Source organism: Streptomyces sp. DG2A-72, from assembly GCF_030499575.1.
Lineage (GTDB): Bacteria > Actinomycetota > Actinomycetes > Streptomycetales > Streptomycetaceae > Streptomyces.
Map to the genome: position 1 here is coordinate 5,405,773 of NZ_JASTLC010000001.1, position 16,730 is coordinate 5,422,502.

Annotated in this window: 12 protein-coding genes and 6 pseudogenes; 12 read left to right on the forward strand and 6 right to left on the reverse strand. The window is 69.1% G+C overall.

Going from position 1 to position 16,730, the window contains the following annotated elements:
* Positions 1-234: 234 nt before the first annotated feature.
* Positions 235-396, forward strand: a complete 162-nt coding sequence (locus QQY66_RS25790; RefSeq protein ID WP_301982681.1) for a hypothetical protein — start codon at positions 235-237, stop codon at positions 394-396.
* Positions 397-473: 77 nt separating this feature from the next.
* Positions 474-605, forward strand: a pseudogene (locus tag QQY66_RS25795) (RHS repeat-associated core domain-containing protein); the annotation flags it as partial.
* A gap of 341 nt (positions 606-946) precedes the next feature.
* On the opposite strand, the gene secD reads toward QQY66_RS25795, so the two are convergent.
* Together secD and QQY66_RS25805 are read right to left on the reverse strand one after the other, a co-directional pair.
* On the reverse strand, positions 947-3,289 hold the full coding sequence (gene secD, locus QQY66_RS25800; protein ID WP_301982682.1) for a protein translocase subunit SecD: 2,343 nt from the start codon (positions 3,287-3,289) through the stop codon (positions 947-949).
* A gap of 62 nt (positions 3,290-3,351) precedes the next feature.
* On the reverse strand, positions 3,352-3,759 hold the full coding sequence (locus tag QQY66_RS25805; RefSeq protein WP_301982683.1) for a hypothetical protein: 408 nt from the start codon (positions 3,757-3,759) through the stop codon (positions 3,352-3,354).
* A gap of 136 nt (positions 3,760-3,895) precedes the next feature.
* Here QQY66_RS25805 and QQY66_RS25810 point away from each other — a divergent pair.
* Positions 3,896-4,018: pseudogene (locus tag QQY66_RS25810) on the forward strand (site-specific integrase); the annotation flags it as partial.
* Between the two features lie 26 nt (positions 4,019-4,044).
* Here the strand turns inward: QQY66_RS25810 and QQY66_RS25815 are convergent.
* From QQY66_RS25815 to QQY66_RS25825, 3 genes are all read right to left on the reverse strand, one after another.
* Positions 4,045-4,467 carry a PIN domain nuclease gene (locus QQY66_RS25815; RefSeq protein WP_301982684.1) on the reverse strand — a complete coding sequence of 141 codons (423 nt, stop codon included), beginning with the start codon at positions 4,465-4,467 and terminating at the stop codon, positions 4,045-4,047.
* A complete protein-coding gene (locus tag QQY66_RS25820) occupies positions 4,464-4,679 on the reverse strand; it encodes a type II toxin-antitoxin system VapB family antitoxin (protein ID WP_099925505.1) in 216 nt (71 codons plus the stop codon). Before QQY66_RS25820 ends, QQY66_RS25815 begins: the two co-directional genes overlap by 4 nt.
* Before the next feature lie 1,089 nt (positions 4,680-5,768).
* Positions 5,769-6,470, reverse strand: a complete 702-nt coding sequence (locus tag QQY66_RS25825) for a TetR family transcriptional regulator (RefSeq protein ID WP_301982685.1) — start codon at positions 6,468-6,470, stop codon at positions 5,769-5,771.
* A gap of 175 nt (positions 6,471-6,645) precedes the next feature.
* Here QQY66_RS25825 and QQY66_RS25830 point away from each other — a divergent pair.
* The 9 genes and pseudogenes from QQY66_RS25830 to QQY66_RS25870 form a co-directional block, all read left to right on the forward strand.
* Positions 6,646-7,005, forward strand: a pseudogene (locus QQY66_RS25830) (ABC transporter ATP-binding protein); the annotation flags it as partial.
* A gap of 254 nt (positions 7,006-7,259) precedes the next feature.
* Positions 7,260-8,729 carry a carboxylesterase/lipase family protein gene (locus QQY66_RS25835; protein ID WP_301982686.1) on the forward strand — a complete coding sequence of 490 codons (1,470 nt, stop codon included), beginning with the start codon at positions 7,260-7,262 and terminating at the stop codon, positions 8,727-8,729.
* 305 nt (positions 8,730-9,034) lie between these two features.
* A pseudogene (locus QQY66_RS25840) lies at positions 9,035-9,477 on the forward strand (hypothetical protein); the annotation flags it as partial.
* A gap of 267 nt (positions 9,478-9,744) precedes the next feature.
* Positions 9,745-10,602, forward strand: a complete 858-nt coding sequence (locus tag QQY66_RS25845) for a hypothetical protein (RefSeq protein ID WP_301982687.1) — start codon at positions 9,745-9,747, stop codon at positions 10,600-10,602.
* 215 nt (positions 10,603-10,817) lie between these two features.
* Positions 10,818-11,712: pseudogene (locus QQY66_RS25850) on the forward strand (formylglycine-generating enzyme family protein).
* Positions 11,713-11,733: 21 nt separating this feature from the next.
* Entirely contained in the window at positions 11,734-13,665 is a 1,932-nt protein-coding gene (locus tag QQY66_RS25855) for a sulfatase-like hydrolase/transferase (RefSeq protein WP_301982688.1), read from the forward strand.
* A 522-nt stretch (positions 13,666-14,187) separates the two neighbouring features.
* Positions 14,188-14,355, forward strand: coding sequence for a hypothetical protein (locus QQY66_RS25860; protein ID WP_301982689.1), 168 nt, complete (start codon positions 14,188-14,190; stop codon positions 14,353-14,355).
* Positions 14,356-14,504: 149 nt separating this feature from the next.
* On the forward strand, positions 14,505-14,999 hold the full coding sequence (locus QQY66_RS25865; protein WP_301982690.1) for a MarR family winged helix-turn-helix transcriptional regulator: 495 nt from the start codon (positions 14,505-14,507) through the stop codon (positions 14,997-14,999).
* Between the two features lie 182 nt (positions 15,000-15,181).
* The gene (locus tag QQY66_RS25870) at positions 15,182-16,321 is read left to right on the forward strand and encodes an ABC transporter substrate-binding protein (RefSeq protein WP_301982691.1); all 1,140 of its coding nucleotides are present in this window, start codon (positions 15,182-15,184) and stop codon (positions 16,319-16,321) included.
* Positions 16,322-16,399: 78 nt separating this feature from the next.
* On the opposite strand, the pseudogene QQY66_RS25875 reads toward QQY66_RS25870, so the two are convergent.
* Positions 16,400-16,683: pseudogene (locus tag QQY66_RS25875) on the reverse strand (transposase); the annotation flags it as partial.
* Positions 16,684-16,730 lie beyond the last annotated feature (47 nt).

Consider the following 16,730-nt stretch of genomic DNA (forward strand, 5'->3'; position numbering starts at 1 on the left):
ATGTCAGCGCCATGTTCTTGCGACTGTGGCCATGAGAGGAGAATGGATTAGTCAAAGTTGAGTATCTCCACAGCCGCTTCACAGGGTGCCGGGTTGTCAGCTGACGCCCAGGACGGTGCCGGGCCTGACCGGCGACCAGGTGGTCAGCGAGTTCGCCGGCGGACGGGGTGGCCATGTTCGGCGCGAAGAGCTCGGTGATCCGCTACCACATCACACAGGTGTACAACGATCTGCATGGGCGAGGGCGGCAACGGCAAGGTGACCGACGGCACGCCGAACAGCCCGGACGCCGCTCGACGAGGGCACGGCACCGCGACCGCCGACGTCAGCGGCGGCAACAACGGCACCCTGGCAGGCCGGGGTCTCCTGGACCACCGGGCGGCGAACGCCGGCTGATCCAGGCCACCACACCGGAAGGCCGGACCTGGCGTTGCCGTGACGACCCCCTGGGGCGCCGAACGGCGAAACAGCGGCTGCCGGAAGACGGCTCGGTCGTCGAGGAAGTGCGCTTCCCAGGCCAGTGCCACGGTACCGAGACCGGCCTCAGCTACGACTGCCAGCGCTATTACGCACCCGAAGCAGGCCGGTACATCAGTCCGGATCCCCTGGGGTTGCAATGCACACAGGGCAGTCCAGCCGAGATCACGGTCCGGTGGCTCGAGGGCATGCCCAAACAGCAATTCGGGATGAAGGCAAATGCGCTTCAGGAACTGAGCGATGCAGGAGTTCTGTTCAAAGCCCCCAGCCCGGTGGCTCGTGACTGGTGTCCCACCGGCCGACTCGGATCATCCACGGAGATCGATGTGCGGCTTCTGATCGTCCGCACGACCGCAGATTGCCGGTGGTTGGCCTCACATCCGGAGCTGCTGCCACCATGGCCGCCCTCCGGATGCGCGCGTCTCCCCTACGGCCATCCGCGTCTTCCCCGCGAGCCTCCGCGCGCCCCTCACACCACAGCGCCTGAATCCCGCGCCCGCCCGCGTCGCTCCAGCGGACTGCGCGCCCCGCTGCCCTCGCTGCGTTTGGGGCGCACTGGCGGCTCCGGGCGGCCGGCCTCGAGCTGCACGGCGATCGGCACGGCGGTGAACACCGTCGACGCCATACCGATCACCACGCCCGCGATCAGCGCCACGGAGAAGTCCGCGAGTGAGTCACCGCCGAGCACGGTCAGGGCTGCCAGGATGAACAGAGCGCCCATACCGGTGTTCACAGTGCGCGGCAGCGTCTGGATGACGGCCTTGTTCGCGGTGGTTTCCAGGTCCGCCGCCGGATCGCGACGGCGCGCCTCGCGCACCCGGTCGAAGACGACGACGGTGTCATTGACGGAGTACCCGATGACGGTGAGCAGGGCCGCCAGGAAGACGCTGTCGACGGGCTTGCCGAGCCAGGCGAACAGGCCCACCACGAGCAGCACGTCGTGCACCATGGCCGATACCGCCGCGGCGGCGAACGTCCACCGGAACCGCACGCTGAGGTAGATCAGCTGGGCCGCGACAGCGATGCCGAGCGCGATGAGCGCGTGCCGGCGCAGCTCGTCGCCGAGGCTCGGGCCGATCAGCTCGTCCCGCTCGACGGTGACCTCGCCGCCCTCCTTCGCCAGCGCCGTTTTGATCGTGTGCTGCTGGTCATTGCTCAGCTCACCGGTGCGTACCGAGATGTCCTCCTCCCCCGACTCCTGCACCAACGCGCGCGGGAACCCGGCCTCCGTGACCGCCGCCCGCGCCGCGTCCACGTCCACGGGCCTGCTGGTGCTGTACTCCACCAGGCGCCCGCCGGTGAACTCCACCCCGAAGTCCAAGCCGCGCAGGCCGATTCCGGCGACGGCAACCACGATCAGCAGCGCGCTGACGCCGAGCCAGCGGCGCCGGTGGTGCACCAGGCGGGGTTTGCGGTGCGCGAGCCAGGCACGCACCCGGCCGGTGGAGGTGATCCCCGTCAGGCCGGGCCGGTTACGCACGAAGCGGCGCCGGATCGCGAAGTCGGCGAGGACCCGGGTGATCACCAGGGCCGAGATCATCGAGACGAGGACACCGATGGAGAGGGTGACGCCGAAGCCCTTGACGGGTCCGGTCGCGAAGAAGAAGAGCAGTCCGGCCGCGAGCAGCGTGGTCACATTCGAGTCGACGACCGCGCTCCAGGTCTTGCCGAAGCCGGTGCGCAGCGGCTTGTCCAGGTGCGCCGAGGCCGACTTCAGGGCGCGGACTCCCAGATACTCCTCGCGGGCACGCTCGAAGACCAGCACGTTCGCGTCCACCGCCATGCCGATCGCCAGGACGAAACCGGCCAGTCCGGGCAGTGTCAGGGTCGCGCCCAGGGCGACCAGTGCGGCGTAGGAGATCAGCCCGTACAGCGCGAGCGCGATGGTGGCCAGGGCGCCGAGCAGCCGGTAGACGACGAGGATGAACAGCCCTGTCAGGGCGAGCCCGATGATCGCGGCCTGGGTGCTTGCGGCGATGGCGTCGGCACCGAGCGTGGGGCCGACGGTGCGCTGCTCCACGACCTCCACGGGCACCGGCAGCGCACCGCCCTTGACGAGCGCGGCCAGCTCGCGGGCCTCTTCCCGGCCGAAGCCGCCGGTGATCTGCGTGGAGCCGCCGGAGATGCCGACCTCGCACGCCACATCCGCGTTGACGCCGGGCGCCGAGAGGACCTTGCCGTCCAGGACGATGGCGACGCGCCGCTCGGGGGCGCCCTGCGGGGCACAGGCCGCCGCCCCGGTGATCCGTGTCCAGTCCTTGCCCGCCTGCCCGCGGAAGGTGAGATTGACCATCCAGCCCGACAGCTTCTGCTGGTCGAGCACCGCCTCGGCGTCCTTGACGCCCTCGCCGGTGAGGGCGGTGGGGCCGAGCTTGAGGAACGCCCCCTTCTGGTCGGGGTCGGCCAGGGTGCGCGAGCCGTCCTTGGCCGGCTTCCCCTTGTTCTCGTCCTGCTTGTCCGTCGTGCCCTGCACCGGGTGGACGGTCAACTGAGCGGTGCGGCCGATGACTTCGGCGGCCTCGCGCGGGTCCTGCAGGCCGGGCAGCTCGACGAAGATCCGCTGCTGTCCTGACCGGTACAGGCTCGGCTCGGACACGCCGAGCGCGTCGACCCGCTGGCGGAGCACCTCCAGGGCCCGCTGGGTCGATTCGGCATTGGCGTTGACGACGGGTGAGTCCTTGGTCTCCAGGACGATCTGGGTGCCGCCGCGCAGGTCGAGGCCGAGGCGGGCGGACTGGGTGAGAGCGAAGAAGAGCGAGGCGGCGATCACACCTAGGGCGACGATCGCCCGCCACACGGGCGCGCGAGACATGAGTTCTCCACGATGGGCAGGCAGACGGAGTCGACGTCTGCGCCGGACGCGGAGGCGAACGGTCAGGCGTCGATACGGACTTCGGTGCTCCATCGGGGCGGCGGGCCGCGCGGGCGATACACGTGGCCGCTCCGGCTCGCTCCCGGGGCCGCGGCCGCCACGGCCCCGGCGGGGCCGCCGACAGCGCGGTGCGGGGCTGCGTTCCCGGCGCCAGGGCCCAGGAAGCCGTGGAACGGGTACGGCACGGCGTCGGCGTGAGCGCGGGCGAGCACGGGGTGCGCCACGGTGACGGGTCGCTGCGCGTCGGCGGGCGCGGACGCCCGCGCGGTCGCCGACGCGGCCGTGCCCGTCGAGGACGGGCGGGACGCCGGGGTCGACTTGGCCGACACCGGCAGGAGGACGGTCAGGACCGCGAGCAGCGCGGAGAGCACGACGACTGCCGGACGCGAGGGGTGTGCGCGGTGCTGCACGCCTCTTGCCCCCCGGTCAAGTCGTCGTACGACATCAGCAGTCGGGCACTGCGAGCCGGAGGCTCGCCTTGTCCGGCCGTCAGTGACACGAACGCCGTCGGGCGCCCGGAGGTTCCCGACTCTCCGCAGGAAGGTTGCTGCCCTCAAGGACACGATGGTCCGTGCCGGGCAGCCGTCCGAGAAGGCCGCGCTGATCTATCCGCACTCCGACGAGGAGCGGCGGGAGGTGGCTGCCGGGCTCGACGACCTGGTGCGTGCCGAGTGCGCCCCTCTACAGCTCATGGCTCACTTGCCGGCTTCGGGGCCGTACCACTGGAGCGCCTGGCCGGTGACGGCGGCGATGCACTCGAAGTCCCGGTCCCGGTGCAGGAGGGTCAGCCCCTGCAACTCGGCCGTGGCGGCCACCACGAGGTCGACGGCACCGGCGCTGCGGTGCTGTCCGCGCTGGGTGAGGATCTCCTGTACCTGCCAGGCGCGGTCGTAGGCGCGGTCGTCGACGGGGACCCATCCGAAGAGCATGCGCATGTCCTCGATGCCTTGTGCACGGTCGGCGGCGGAACGTGCGCTGTAGAAGAACTCCAGCTCGGTGATGGCGCAGGTGGCGATGAGCCCAGCTGCTGCTGCTCGGTCCCAGCCGTACTGCTCTGCGTCGCCGCGCAGCAGGCGGGCGAGTGCGCTGGTGTCGATCAGGAATTGCGCGGCGTTCACCGGCGGTAGTTCCCCTTGTCCTCGAAGAGGTCCAGGTCGAAGGCGCCTTCAGCCGCCGCAGCGCGCAGTCGGGTGAGGGCCAGGGCGCGCCGCCGGTTTTCCAGGACCTCGCGCAGCGCGGTGTTCACCGTTTCCTTCTTGGTGCTGGTGCCGAGGGCCTTGGCCACGTCTGCTACCAGTTGGTCGTCGAGATCGATCACGGTTCGGCTCATCGGCATCTCCATTGATATCACTGATGCCATTGATTATATCTCAAGCGATGTATGAGGGACAGATGTCGTCTCCGTGACCGTGATTGTCCGGACCGTGATTGTCCGCCCTTACGGACACACCTTGGCTCGGAACTGCTGCGCTGGATGGTCGGATGCCAGGCAGGCTGCTTCCCGTCGGCCGGAAGGACGTCTGTTCGTGCGGCCCCGGTGGTTGAGCAGGTCCCGGTCCTCGGCGTTCCAGACGGGCAGCAGCTGTCGTAGCCGGGCCCAGCTGTACTCGGCCGGCGTGGATCCTGCCGAGGCGAAAGCCGGACCACGCCGCCTTCTGGCGGAAGCCGGTGGACATCAACTGGCATCAGGGCGGCGCGGCAGCGTAGTCGACTGCAAAGGCTTCGGGGTGGCGCTGTGCGTCGAACCCCAACCGCGTTCTTCGGGGAACGGCAGGCTGAGAGCTTCCACACTCGAATCCCGTCATGCGCGGCGTGAAACCACAGGTCGGCGGAGCGCTGCAGTGTGATCAGTAGCAAGCGTGTGGCCTGCGTCGAGCTCTCGAGCCCTCCGCGTGCCCAATCTTCGGATGCGTAGCGGCGCGAAAAGTGCAGGAGCGGCAGCGGCAAAGCGCAAACCCCAGGCCGCTGACCTCGGGTTTCATCATGGAGCGGCTGACGAGAATCGAAGTCGCGCTCTCAGCTTGGGAAGCGACGGCGCTTGCGGGAGCTCTGTGGCTCTGACCTGCGTGGATGCCCTCTCGTGGAGATGATTGTGTGGGTCGGATCGCACCCCTGTTGACCGTGGTTGTCCGCTCTTACGGGCACGCTAAGGGGTCCTTGCACTATGAGCGCCCTCGATGGGGGTGCCCCCGCTCGAGCGGAGCCGAGAGTGGGGGAGGAGCCACGTGGGCGTTTCGGCAACGCGGCGAGGTGCGGTGCCAGGCCGCGCGACCCAGGCGGGCCTAGTGCAAGGACCCCTTAGGGCACGCCGTCGAGATCTGGCGGACTGGTGGGGTGGCCGATCGCTTCGAAGTGGATGGGCGTGCCTGGGATCGGGAGCCCCTTGTGGGCGCCGTTGTGAGTGCGAACGTGCGCTGCGTCAGTCGGCGGTCAGTGCGATCGCGTTGGGGACGGCGTCGAACGCCTCGCTGACGCGGGCGGCGAGCGTGGCGCGTCCGCCTTTGCCTCGGCTGCCGGCACCCTTGCCGCGTCCTGCGGTCCAGTTCTTGGCGCCGACGCGGTAGGCGCCGAAGGCGATTTCGCCGAGCAGGCGCAGGCGCACGTCCTCGCGGCCGTCGCGGCCGTCGCGGCCCAGTTTCGCCTCGAGTTGCTCGACGATCTGTTCCTGGTGGTAGGCGGCCATGACAAGGCTGTGTTTGCGCAGGCCGTTGTGGCCGGCGACAAGGCGGCGGGTGGCCAGGAAGCGGCGGGGCCAGTCGTCGTCCATGCCGGTGATGGCGGTGGTGAGCGCGGCGCGCAGGGCGGTGAGGACATCGCCGTGCAGGTCGGTCGCTGTAAAGGTGTCGACGTAGGCGATCCACAGCTCGGCCTCGGCGGCGAGGGCGACGGACTCCTTGGAGGAGTAGTAGCGGAAGAAGGTCCGCTTGGAGATCTCCACCTCGTCGACGATCTCGTCGAGAGTCACCTCGTCGAAGCCCCGCTCGGTGAAGCGCGCGAGTGCCACGTCGGCCAGGGCGCGGAAGGTGCGCTGCTTCTTGCGCTCGCGCAGTGGCAGGGCGCGATCGTCCAGGCCGCGGGTTTTGGCCGCGGCAGCGGAGGAGTCCGAGGTCGGGGTCGCCATGCACGTCACCTTAAGCCGTCCCAGGAAAAGCCTCTGATGAGTTACTGCCTCTCATGGCATACTGCCACTGAGTGACAGTTTCTTGGACGCTCGGCTCGGAGTACGCCATGCCCACGCCTGCTTCCTCGTCCGCCCCGACGCCCGCCTTCCGACCAGCCGCACAAGGAGGGTTCGCGTGAGCGTCCTGTTACGCCTGTTGGCCGCCGGCCTGCGCCCCTATGCCGGGTCAGTGGCCGCGATCGGCGCTCTGCAACTGGTGCAGATCACTGCGACGTTGTATCTGCCGACGCTGAACGCCAACGCCATCAACCACGGCGTGTTGACCGGTGACACGGGGCATGTGCTGTGGGTCGGTGGGGTGATGCTCGGCGTGACGCTGGTGCAGATGACGTGCGCTGCCGGAGCCGTGTATGTGAGCGCGCGGACGGCGATGGCGCTTGGGAGGGATCTTCGGGCCCAGGTCTTCGCCCGGGTGCAGACCTTCTCCGTGCGGGAGGTCGGGCGTTTCGGTGCGGCCTCGTTGATCACGCGGACGACAGCATCTGTGACAGCCCCTCTCCCGGTGAGTGGGCAGTTCCGCTTTTCCGAACGCAAGAAGTTGGATTTTCAATATCCTTTCCGTGCTGCCTACTGCACAACTGCAGTACGTCGAGCGATGGAAGGACAAACCCCATGTTCCGAGCCCATCGCACAGCTGCCGTAGCGTGTCTCGCGACCCTACTGGCTGTGCTCACCCCCACCTCTGCCTCTGGCGCCGATCCCGCGCGGACCGCGTCAGACCGGTCCCCGGTGATACGGACCACCGCCGGCCTGATCCGGGGTCAGGCGACCGCCGAAGGGAGGCAGTTCCTCGGCGTTCCGTATGCCGCCGATCCGGTGGGCGGGCTGCGCTGGCGTCCGCCACGGCCCCACCCGGCCTGGAAGGGCATACGCGAGGCCATGGCGTTCGGCCCCCGCTGCCTGCAGGGCACGAATCCGCAACAGGGCACCTACACCGAGAACTGCCTGAACCTGAACGTCTACACTCCGGCGAAGCCGCGGCGGCTGCCCGTGATGGTGTGGATCCATGGCGGCGGGATGATCCAGGGCGGCGGCGAAGACTACGTCGCTGACCGTTTCGCCGCGGACGGCAACGTGATCGTGGTGACCATCAACTACCGTCTCGGCGCCTCCGGTTTCCTCACTCTGCCCGGTGTGCAGGGCAATTACGGCCTGCTCGACCAGCAGGCGGCTCTGCGCTGGGTACGCGCCAACATCGCTCGCTTCGGCGGCGACCCGCACGCGGTCACCATCGCCGGTGAGTCCTCAGGCGGCCGTGCCGTGTGCACCCAGCTGGCCTCGCCCACCGCACGCGGGCTGTTCCGGGCCGCGATCAGTCAGTCCGCCTCCTACCGCGACTGCGCGGCCATCCCCGCCAAGAGTGCCGAGACCACCGGTCGCGCCTACGCCGACGCTCTGGGCTGCACGGACACCGACTCGGACGCCGTGCTGGACTGCCTGCGCACCAAAACCCCGCAGGAACTTCTCGCCGCGCAGTCCGGCCGTAGCTGGGGACCCATCGTCGGCGACCGCGTGCTGCCACGCCAGCCTGCCGAGACCTTCGCGGCCGGCCGGCAGGCCAAGGTGCCGGCCCTCTTCGGCACCACCCGCACCGAGGGACGGTACTTCGACTACTTCGACTTCGACGGCAAGGGACAGCCGCTGACGGCGGAGCAGTACCCCCGGACCATGCGCGACTGGTTCGGCGAGGACATCGCAGACGAGGTGCTGTCGCGCTATCCGGTGACCGGCTACCCGACCCCCACGCTCGCGCACGCCGCCGCCCGCGGCGACCGGGACTACTCCTGCCCGACCGCCCGGGTCAGCCGGCAACTCGCCCAGGGCGCCCCGGTGTATCAGTACGAGTTCGCGGACGTGACCGGTCCGCCCGCCGAGAACCTTCGTAACCAGAACACCGACTACGACTTCGGGGCCACGCACACCAACGACCTCCAGTACCTCTTCCGGCACAACGGACGCGAGGCGCCGTTCAACACCGAGGAGCGGCAGCTGTCCCGGCAGATGATCCAGTACTGGTCGTCGTTCGTCGCACACGGAGTCCCCCGTGCCCCCGGCCTCCCCGACATGGCCGACCAGCGCGTCCGTCCGGGCGAGGTGATGGTCCTGCAGACCGCGTCGGCCGGCGGCCCGCGCCCGGCCGGTGACTTCACCGCCGCCCACCACTGCATGCTGTGGGACAGGGTCGCCGCCACCGGCTGAACCGGCGGCCACCGCCCCGGCTGCGCCGCGCCCGTCCGGCGCCCCGGCGAGCAGGGGCACCCCACCGTAAACGTTGGCGACTCCTGGGGGCGAACGTGACGTCGGCGTTCATGACCTGCTGTGGTTGTGAAGGCCGACGTTGTGTTCGCGGAGGGTGTCGGTGTCCCTGCGCGCTGACGACCCTCTTGAGGAACAACCCCGCTTGGAGATGGGATCTCAAGTGGTCTTCGTCGACCTCTTCGAGGAGCCGAACCGCCTGGTCCGTATCTCACTCGGCCTTCATGTCCTCACAGTGTGCTGCCGACCGGACTGTGATTCTTCCCGCGTTCCTCCGTCGGGAGCTCCGCTGGCACCTGGAGAGCTATGCCGAGCCGGGCCCCGACGGGCTGCTGTTCGTCGGGGAGAAAGGCGCTCCCTTCCGACGGAGCCCCTTCGGGCGGGAGCGGCGGAAGGCACGTGAGATCGTCGGCATGCCGGAGGGCTTCCGGTTCCACTCTGACGACGAGCGCCAAGAGGAGGTCGCCGCCGGGTGGACGCAACGGTTCGGAAGGCTCGTGCCGCCGCCCGTGCGGAGAAGGAGCCTGACAAGCCTTCTGGCACGAATCTGGCACGCGAGCGCCGATCACGACGGACAGCAAAAAGGCCCGGGTCTCTGACCTGGGCCTTAGTCGTGGAGCGGGTGACGAGAATCGAACTGGCGCTCTCAGCTTGGGAAGCGACGGCGCCTTGGCTGGCTCTAGGTCTCTGACGTGCGCAGATCTCGTCTCCTCAGGTCGGCCGTGGGGGCCGGATCGCACCGCTGTTGACCGTGGTTGTCCGCTCTTATGGGCACGCTGTGGGCACGGCTTCCAAGTGCGGCGGGCAGAGCGCCTGAGCGAACGGGCTTGTCCTTGGCTCGGCTGGTTCGCATGTCCAACTCGGGAAAGCGCTTCGCCAGTGCACCGCCCTCCGGCGAAGCGCTCGCCTTCTGGCTCACTTGCCGGCTTCCGGGCCGTACCACTGGAGCGCCAGGCCGGTGACGGTCCCGTATCTCCGCGACATCATCACCACCGGCAAGGACGCGCTGAAGGTGGACAGTTGGGACCTGCGCGTCGCCGCCAAGTACCTGCTCCACGTCCTGGACGGCGACTACGAACCGACCCCATGGGCCCAGACCCAGATCGTCCTTGCGGTGGACCAGGTCGCCGGCCCGGACGGCGAGACAGCCGCCTCGTGGAAGAACACCGCCTGGCCGGCCGTCAGTAGGCTGCCGAAGACCGAGTCCTTCGGCAGGTCCCGACAGGCCCGCCGGGTACGTTCGACGCCGTACGCGTCGACGCGCAGCAGCACGGCGGTCAGGCAGCACCGCGACCGTGACGGCGAGTGCGCCCACGCGCTGCCCGCGTCGTACGACGTGCTCCGCACGCCCGCGTGCCAGGAACCACCGTGGGCGATGCCGGCCACCCACCACAGGAGCCGCAGGATCTCGCACCAGGCCGTCGCGGTCGAGGCGGCCTGGTGCCGAGGAGCATGCCCCTGCCGAGCACCGCGATCGCGGCCGGCCACCAGCGGTCCAGCAGCAGATGACCGATGCGGAGCGGCGAGGCGTTGGCGTGTGCCGCCACCACCGGGTCGTACGAAGGTGAGGTCCTGGGCGGCTCGGGAGGCTTCGGCGGCGCGCCGGGCGGCCGTCGACGGTGTGCCGGTACGGCTCGGCGACGACCACGGCTCGGATGTACGGGTTCGCGGGAGGCCGGAAGGCCCGGGCGGCGCCGGTCGCACAGTTCATGTGCAGGGCGGCGAGGCGGACCGTGGCGCGTCCGCTCCTCGGCGCTGGAGATCGGAGCGGGAGAGTGGGAAAGAGGCGTTGCCGAAGAGGACCATCCGGCTCTAGAGTCCGGGCTCGTGGCGTCGAACAGGATTCTCGTCGCTCGCCTGTACGTGGACCTCGGTCACCAGGCGAGCTGCCTGTGTTGCGCGGGGGCGCAGAGCTGAGCTCCTGACGGCTGCTCCGTCGCGCCCTGCCTCCGCAGTGATGTCCTGCGAGAGGTGCCCGTGAGCGCGGTTCCGGGCCGTTGCTCGTGTCGTTCTCCGTCGAAGGACCGTGCCATGCCGCACCAGGCACCCAATCCCTGCTGTGCCCCGGGACGCGAACCCGTTGCCGTGTCTGTGACCCCCGCCCCGCAGAAGCCCCGCGGCGACACCCGCATCGCCAGGCAGCTCCTGCCGCTCCCCGGCGGCTCGTTCCGCATGGGCGCGGACGACGACATCGGCTACCCGGCGGACGGCGAAGGCCCCGTCCGCGACGTCGAGTTGAGCCCCTTCCAGATCGCGGCGACCACAGTGACCAACGCCCAGTTCGCGACCCTCGTCAAGGCGACGGCCACGTCACGGACGCCGAACGCTTTGGCTTCTCCTACGTCTTCGAGGGCTTCCTCGCTTCCGAACTGCGCGCCATCTCTCCCCGTGTCCCCGGCGCCCCGTGGTGGCGCGCGTCCAGGGCGCCACCTGGAAGCATCCCGAGGGGCCGGGGTCCGTCATCGACGTACTCCAGAACCACCCGGTCGTCCACGTCTCCTTCAACGACGCCCAGGCCTCTTCTGTGCCTGGTCCGGCACTCGCCTGCCCACCGAGGCGGAGTGGGAGTACGCGGCACGCCTGCAACATCTGGCGCGGTACCTTCCCCACCGTCAACACGGCGGAGGACGGCCACCGTTCGACCGCCCCGCTGAAGTCCTTCAAACCCAACGGCTACGGCCTCTACAACACCGTCGGCAACGTCTGGGAATGGTGCGCCGACTGGTTCAGCCCCGACTTTCACGCCACCGGTTCCCGCACCGACCCCACGGGCCCGCCCGACGGCGCCGCCCGCGTCATGCGCGGAGGCTTCCACCTGTGCCACGCCTCCTACTGCAACCGCTACCGCGTGGCCGCCCGCTCCTCCAACATCCCCGACAGCTCCGCCGGGAACATCGGTTTCCGCGTGGCTGCATCCCCCTCCTGACGAAAGGCATCCCTCACCGTCATGCCTGCCGACATCTCCCGGCGCCGCCTCCTGGCCTCCTCCGCGGCCACGGCCGCCGCCACCTCCCTCGACCTTCTCGCCGCCCCGACCGCCACGGCAGCATCGGCCGAACGGCCCAACATCCTCTGGCTGGTGAGCGAGGACAACAACCCCTACCTCGGCGCGTACGGCGACGACCAGGCCGTCACCCCGGTGCTCGACCGCCTCGCCACCGACGGCATCCGCTACGAGAACTCCTTCTCCACCTACCCGGTCTGCGCCCCCAGCCGCTTCTCGCTCGTCACCGGCGTCTCCTCACAGTCGTGCGGCCCTGCCCAGCACATGCGCGCGAGCGGCAGACGCCCGGCTTGGCTGACGGGATTCCCCCAGTACCTGCGCGAGGCCGGCTACTACACGTCGAACAACAACAAGACGGACTACAACGCCGAGTTCGACCTGAGCGCGTTATGGGACGCCAACGGCCCGTTCGCCTCGTGGGTCGGGCGGGCGTCCGGCCAGCCCTTCTTCTCCGTCTTCAACATGGGCCTCACCCACGAGTCCACGCTCTGGCTGACACCGCCGACCGGCGTCCACGACCCGGACGACGTCCCGGTGCCCGCGTACCTCCCCGACACGGAGCACGTCCGCGCCGACCGCGCCCACTACTACGACAACATCACGTCCGTCGACACCCAGGTGGGCCTGATGCTGTCCATGCTGTCAACGGCGGGCCTCGCCGATGACACGGTCGTCTTCTACTACTCCGACAACGGCGGCGTCCTGCCCCGCTCCAAGCGCTACGCCTACGACAGCGGTCTGCGGACTGCCCTGATCGTCAAGTATCCCGAGAAATGGCAGCACTTGGCCCCGGCAGAGCCCGGCTCGGTCATCACCGCACCCGTCACCTCCCTCGACTACGCGCCGACCGTCCTCTCCCTCGCGGGCGTCGACGTCCCTGCCTACATGGAGGGCACGTCCCTCGCCGAGGGCGAGCGGCCGTCGTACGCCTTCGGGGGCCGCGACCGTATGGACGAGCGCTACGACCTCGTGCGCACCGTCCGCGACGAGCGCTACCGCTACATCCGCAACTACGCCCCGCACCGCATCTACAACCAGCACGGCGCGTTCGAGTTCCAGCAACGCGGCTATACGGACTGGGAGAAGGCACATCTGGCGGGCACGCTGACGGAGGTTCAGGAGCGCTGGTGGGGGGAGAAGCCCGCCGAGGAGCTGTACGACCTGCACACCGACCCCGACGAGGTGCACAACCTCATCGACGACCCTGACCACCAGACCGTCCGGACCCGGCTGGCCGAGGCGCTCGACGAGCACATCCTCGCCGTCCTGGACAACGGCTTCATTCCCGAGAGCTCGGCGGCCGAGGGATACGAGGAGTCCCGCGTGCCGGGCGCCTTCCCGATCCGCCGGGTCAAGGAGCTCGCCGACCTCGCCATCCGGCGCGACCAGGCCAACATCGCACGATTCCTGGCCGAACTGGGCGACGAGAACGAGCTGATCCGTTACTGGGCCGTACAGGGCCTGCTGATGCTCGACACGCCTGCGGCGGATGTCCTGAGGAGCAGTCCGGTGCCGGACGCACTGGAGAGGGTGCTGGCCGACGTCGCCGAGACGCCGCAGGTGAAGATCCCGGCCGCGGAACTCCTCGCCCGCCTCGACCGGCCGGGCAATGCGGTCCCGTATCTCCGCGACATCATCACCACCGGCAAGGATCCCCGCGTCCAGCTCCAGGCGGTCACGGCCCTGACGTACCTTCCGCAGAAGTACGCGGCCGACGCCCTTCCCGCCCTCAAGGATGCGCTGAAGGTGGACAGTTGGGATCTGCGCGTCGCCGCCAAGTACCTGATCTACGTCCTCGACGGCGACTACGAACCGACCCCCTGGGTCCAGACCCAGATCGTCCTCGCGGGCGGGATCCCCACCGAACAGGGGTAGCCCGTCACGGGTATCCCTTGGTGCCCCGCCCGCGACGTCCCGGCGGAGCGCGGCGCTGGGGAGCCGCCCGCTGGAGCAAGCCACTGACGCAGCGGCCCGGCACCTGGGCTTGCCCCTGAGCGGAGCGCGCGTCGCCGTCCAGGGTTTCGGCGCCGTCGGCAGCGCGGCCGCCTGCTGTTCTTCAACGACATGTTTGCTGATTCTTCGTGTTTCGCTCGGGTGAACTGGCCTGCCCGGTAGGGCTGTCGGCCATGGACGTGCTCAAGGTCCGCAGCGCAGCCTAGGTGTGGACGGCGCCCGGCGATCCGGCCGAATGAGTGAGGCGGACAACGCGCGATCCCCGCGATCCGGCTCGCTGCACACGTGAATCCGCGCAAGGCATGGAGGGGAACAGGCAGGGAGCCCGCTTCGGGCCGTTGAGGCTCTGTGTGAGTGCGGGTGGGTGGCTGTGCGGTCGGCTCGGGCTGAGGCCGCCGCCAGGCCGGTGGTGCGGGCCGGTCTTCGTCGGGGCGGGGAATGGCCGTGCGGGGGATGGTCGCGAGGGTCGTCGCGGTCGCGGTGGCGATCGCTGTGGCCGTGGCGAGGGTCGGGGGCTGCGGGGCGGCGATCGTGGTCGTCTGCGCGGTCTTCGTCGTGTCCTGGCCGCGGCCCGTCGCGAAGACGAAGGCGGAGGATCAGGAAGCGGCCTGAGCCGGCGAGCCGGAGGCGGAGAGGTAGACGAGCTGTTCGGTGAGCGTGCCAGGGGAGGAGTGGGCCGCGTGGAGGGCAAACACCGCCACGGAGGTCGGAACCCCGTCGGAGAGACGGCCCTCGAAGGAGCTCTCACTAGAGTGCGATCCATGGAACCCCGTTGGCTCTCCCCCGAGGAGCAGCGCGCCTGGCGCGCCTACCGCGACCTCAGCCTGGTACTGGAGGACGCTCTCGACCAGCAACTGCGGCACAAGGCCGACCTCAGCCACCTGCACTACTCGGTGATGGTGTTCCTCTCGGAGGCCCCCGAGCGACGGCTGCGCATGACAGACCTCGCCGAACAGCTGAAGATCGCCCGGACACGGCTCTCCTACACCGTCAGCCGCATGGAGGAGCGCGGCTGGGTGCGCCGCGAGGACGCGCCGGGGGACGGACGGGCCCAGCTCGCCGTGCTGACGGACGAGGGGCTGACCGCCCTAGAGCAGGCCGCCCCCAGCCACGTCGCCACCGTCCGGGCTGCCGTCTTCGACCGGCTGACGCCCGAGCAGGTGCGCGCCTTCGGTGAAGCGTGCGAGATCATCCTCACCGGCCTCACGGACCCGGACCGTCCGCCCTTCCCCGTCGACCTCCCCTGGCGCCGCTGACCTCCCTCCAGAGGCAGCGGCGAGCCTGCGAAGTCCCGCACCCCCCTTCCTTGCCACTCTGCGTGATGATCCGAGCATCCACCGCAATATATTGCAGATTTGCAGTATCGGTTCTAGGCTGAACGTGCAGGTGCTTGAACTATCAAGCTTCCCCTTCTTGCCCCACCACGAAGGAGCCGAGTGTGAAGTCCCCCCGCAAGGCATGGGCCGTCGCAACCGCCCTGGGCGTCCTGGCCGCGAGCGGTGCCACCATCGCCGCCGCCACCCCTTCCCCGAAGTCCGCCCCCAAGCACACGAGCGAAGAAGACCAGCTGCAGAAGCTGTACAAGGAGGCCGTAGCCGAGGGCGGCCGCCTGGTCGTCTACGCCGGCGGTGACAAGCCGGGCCAGGCGGACTACCTCAAGGACGCGTTCGTCAAGAAGTTCCCCAAGATGAAGGTCGACATCGTCGTCGACTTCAGCAAGAACCACGACGCCCGCGTCGACAACCAGATCGCCGAGCACCATGTGGTTGCCGACGTCGTCCACCTCCAGACCGTCGACGACTTCCCGCGCTGGAAGAAGGAAGGAGTGCTGCAGAAGTACAAGCCGGTCGGCTGGGACAAGATCTTCGACCAGATCAAGGACAAGGACGGCTACTACACCGGCCTGTTCTTCTTCGCCTTCTCCAACGTCACGGCCACCAAGCTCGGCGACGACGCGCCCGTCGAGGCCAAGGACTTCCTCAAGCCCGAGTTCAAGAACAAGCTCGTCTTCACCTACCCGAACGACGACGATGCCGTCCTCTACTACTTCAAACAGCTCACCGACAAGTACGGCTTCGACTATCTGAAGAAGCTGCTCGCCCAGAACCCGAAGTTCGTCCGCGGCACCCAGGACTCCGCCGACCTGGTCGGCTCCGGTGACTACGTGGCGAGCTTCGGCACAACCGGAGGCGTCCCGGGCGTCGCCGAGACCACCCTGCCGAAGAAGTCGCCGTGGGTCGCCTGGCCGCAGACCGGTGCCATCCTCAAGAACGCCCCACACAAGGCCGCCGCCGAGCTCTACCTGAGCTGGCTGCTGTCCAAGGATGCCCAGCAAAACTCCATCGGCACCTGGAGTGCCCGCACCGACGTCGCCGCGCCGGCGGGCCGCACGGGCATCTTCGACTACGAGAACATGAACCCGCTCGGTCTCGGCGAGTTCATGAGCAACCGCACCGCACTCGACCGCTACAAGGCCCGCATCAACCTCTATGTCGGCGACGTCAAGGGCGTGAACCCCTCCGACCCGCAGGGCGTGCTCGGCCTGTACCCCGTCAACCAGGACGGCACCCAGGGCTGACGGCCCATTTCCGCCCCCTCTGCTCCCCACATAGGGGTGGAATCCATGACCATCCCCACGGCCGCCTGGGCATGCCGTTCAGCCGCGGTGAGCTTGGTGTTCCTTGATCGACTCGGTGCGTTTGACCGTCTTGCCGACGTCGTGACGCTTGGCCCGGTGCTTGTTCTTCGAGCCGGGAGGCCGTCCCGGGCCTGGTCGTGTGGGTTTCAGTGCGGCGTTCCCAGGGCCGGCAGACGTCCTCAGCGAGGGGCCGGGCGAGCCGGAGCTGGGTGTGGGCGGCGATGATGAGCCAGGCCCACAGCGGCGGTGTCGGCGTGGCGGATCTTCGGGGCGGTCCAGCCAAGCGTCTGCTTCATCAGCCGGACGTGTGAGGTCGGCCCGGGGCGCCCTGCCGCCCGCGCGCCGCCCC

What these genes read in the sequence shown, in the direction of transcription:
- QQY66_RS25790 (WP_301982681.1), top strand. Translation starts at nt 235, where the DNA reads ATGGGCGAGGGCGGCAACGGCAAGGTGACCGACGGCACGCCGAACAGC.
- secD (WP_301982682.1), bottom strand. Translation starts at nt 3,289, where the DNA reads ATGTCTCGCGCGCCCGTGTGGCGGGCGATCGTCGCCCTAGGTGTGATC.
- QQY66_RS25820 (WP_099925505.1), bottom strand. Translation starts at nt 4,679, where the DNA reads ATGAGCCGAACCGTGATCGATCTCGACGACCAACTGGTAGCAGACGTG.
- QQY66_RS25825 (WP_301982685.1), bottom strand. Translation starts at nt 6,470, where the DNA reads ATGGCGACCCCGACCTCGGACTCCTCCGCTGCCGCGGCCAAAACCCGC.
- QQY66_RS25855 (WP_301982688.1), top strand. Translation starts at nt 11,734, where the DNA reads ATGCCTGCCGACATCTCCCGGCGCCGCCTCCTGGCCTCCTCCGCGGCC.
- QQY66_RS25865 (WP_301982690.1), top strand. Translation starts at nt 14,505, where the DNA reads ATGGAACCCCGTTGGCTCTCCCCCGAGGAGCAGCGCGCCTGGCGCGCC.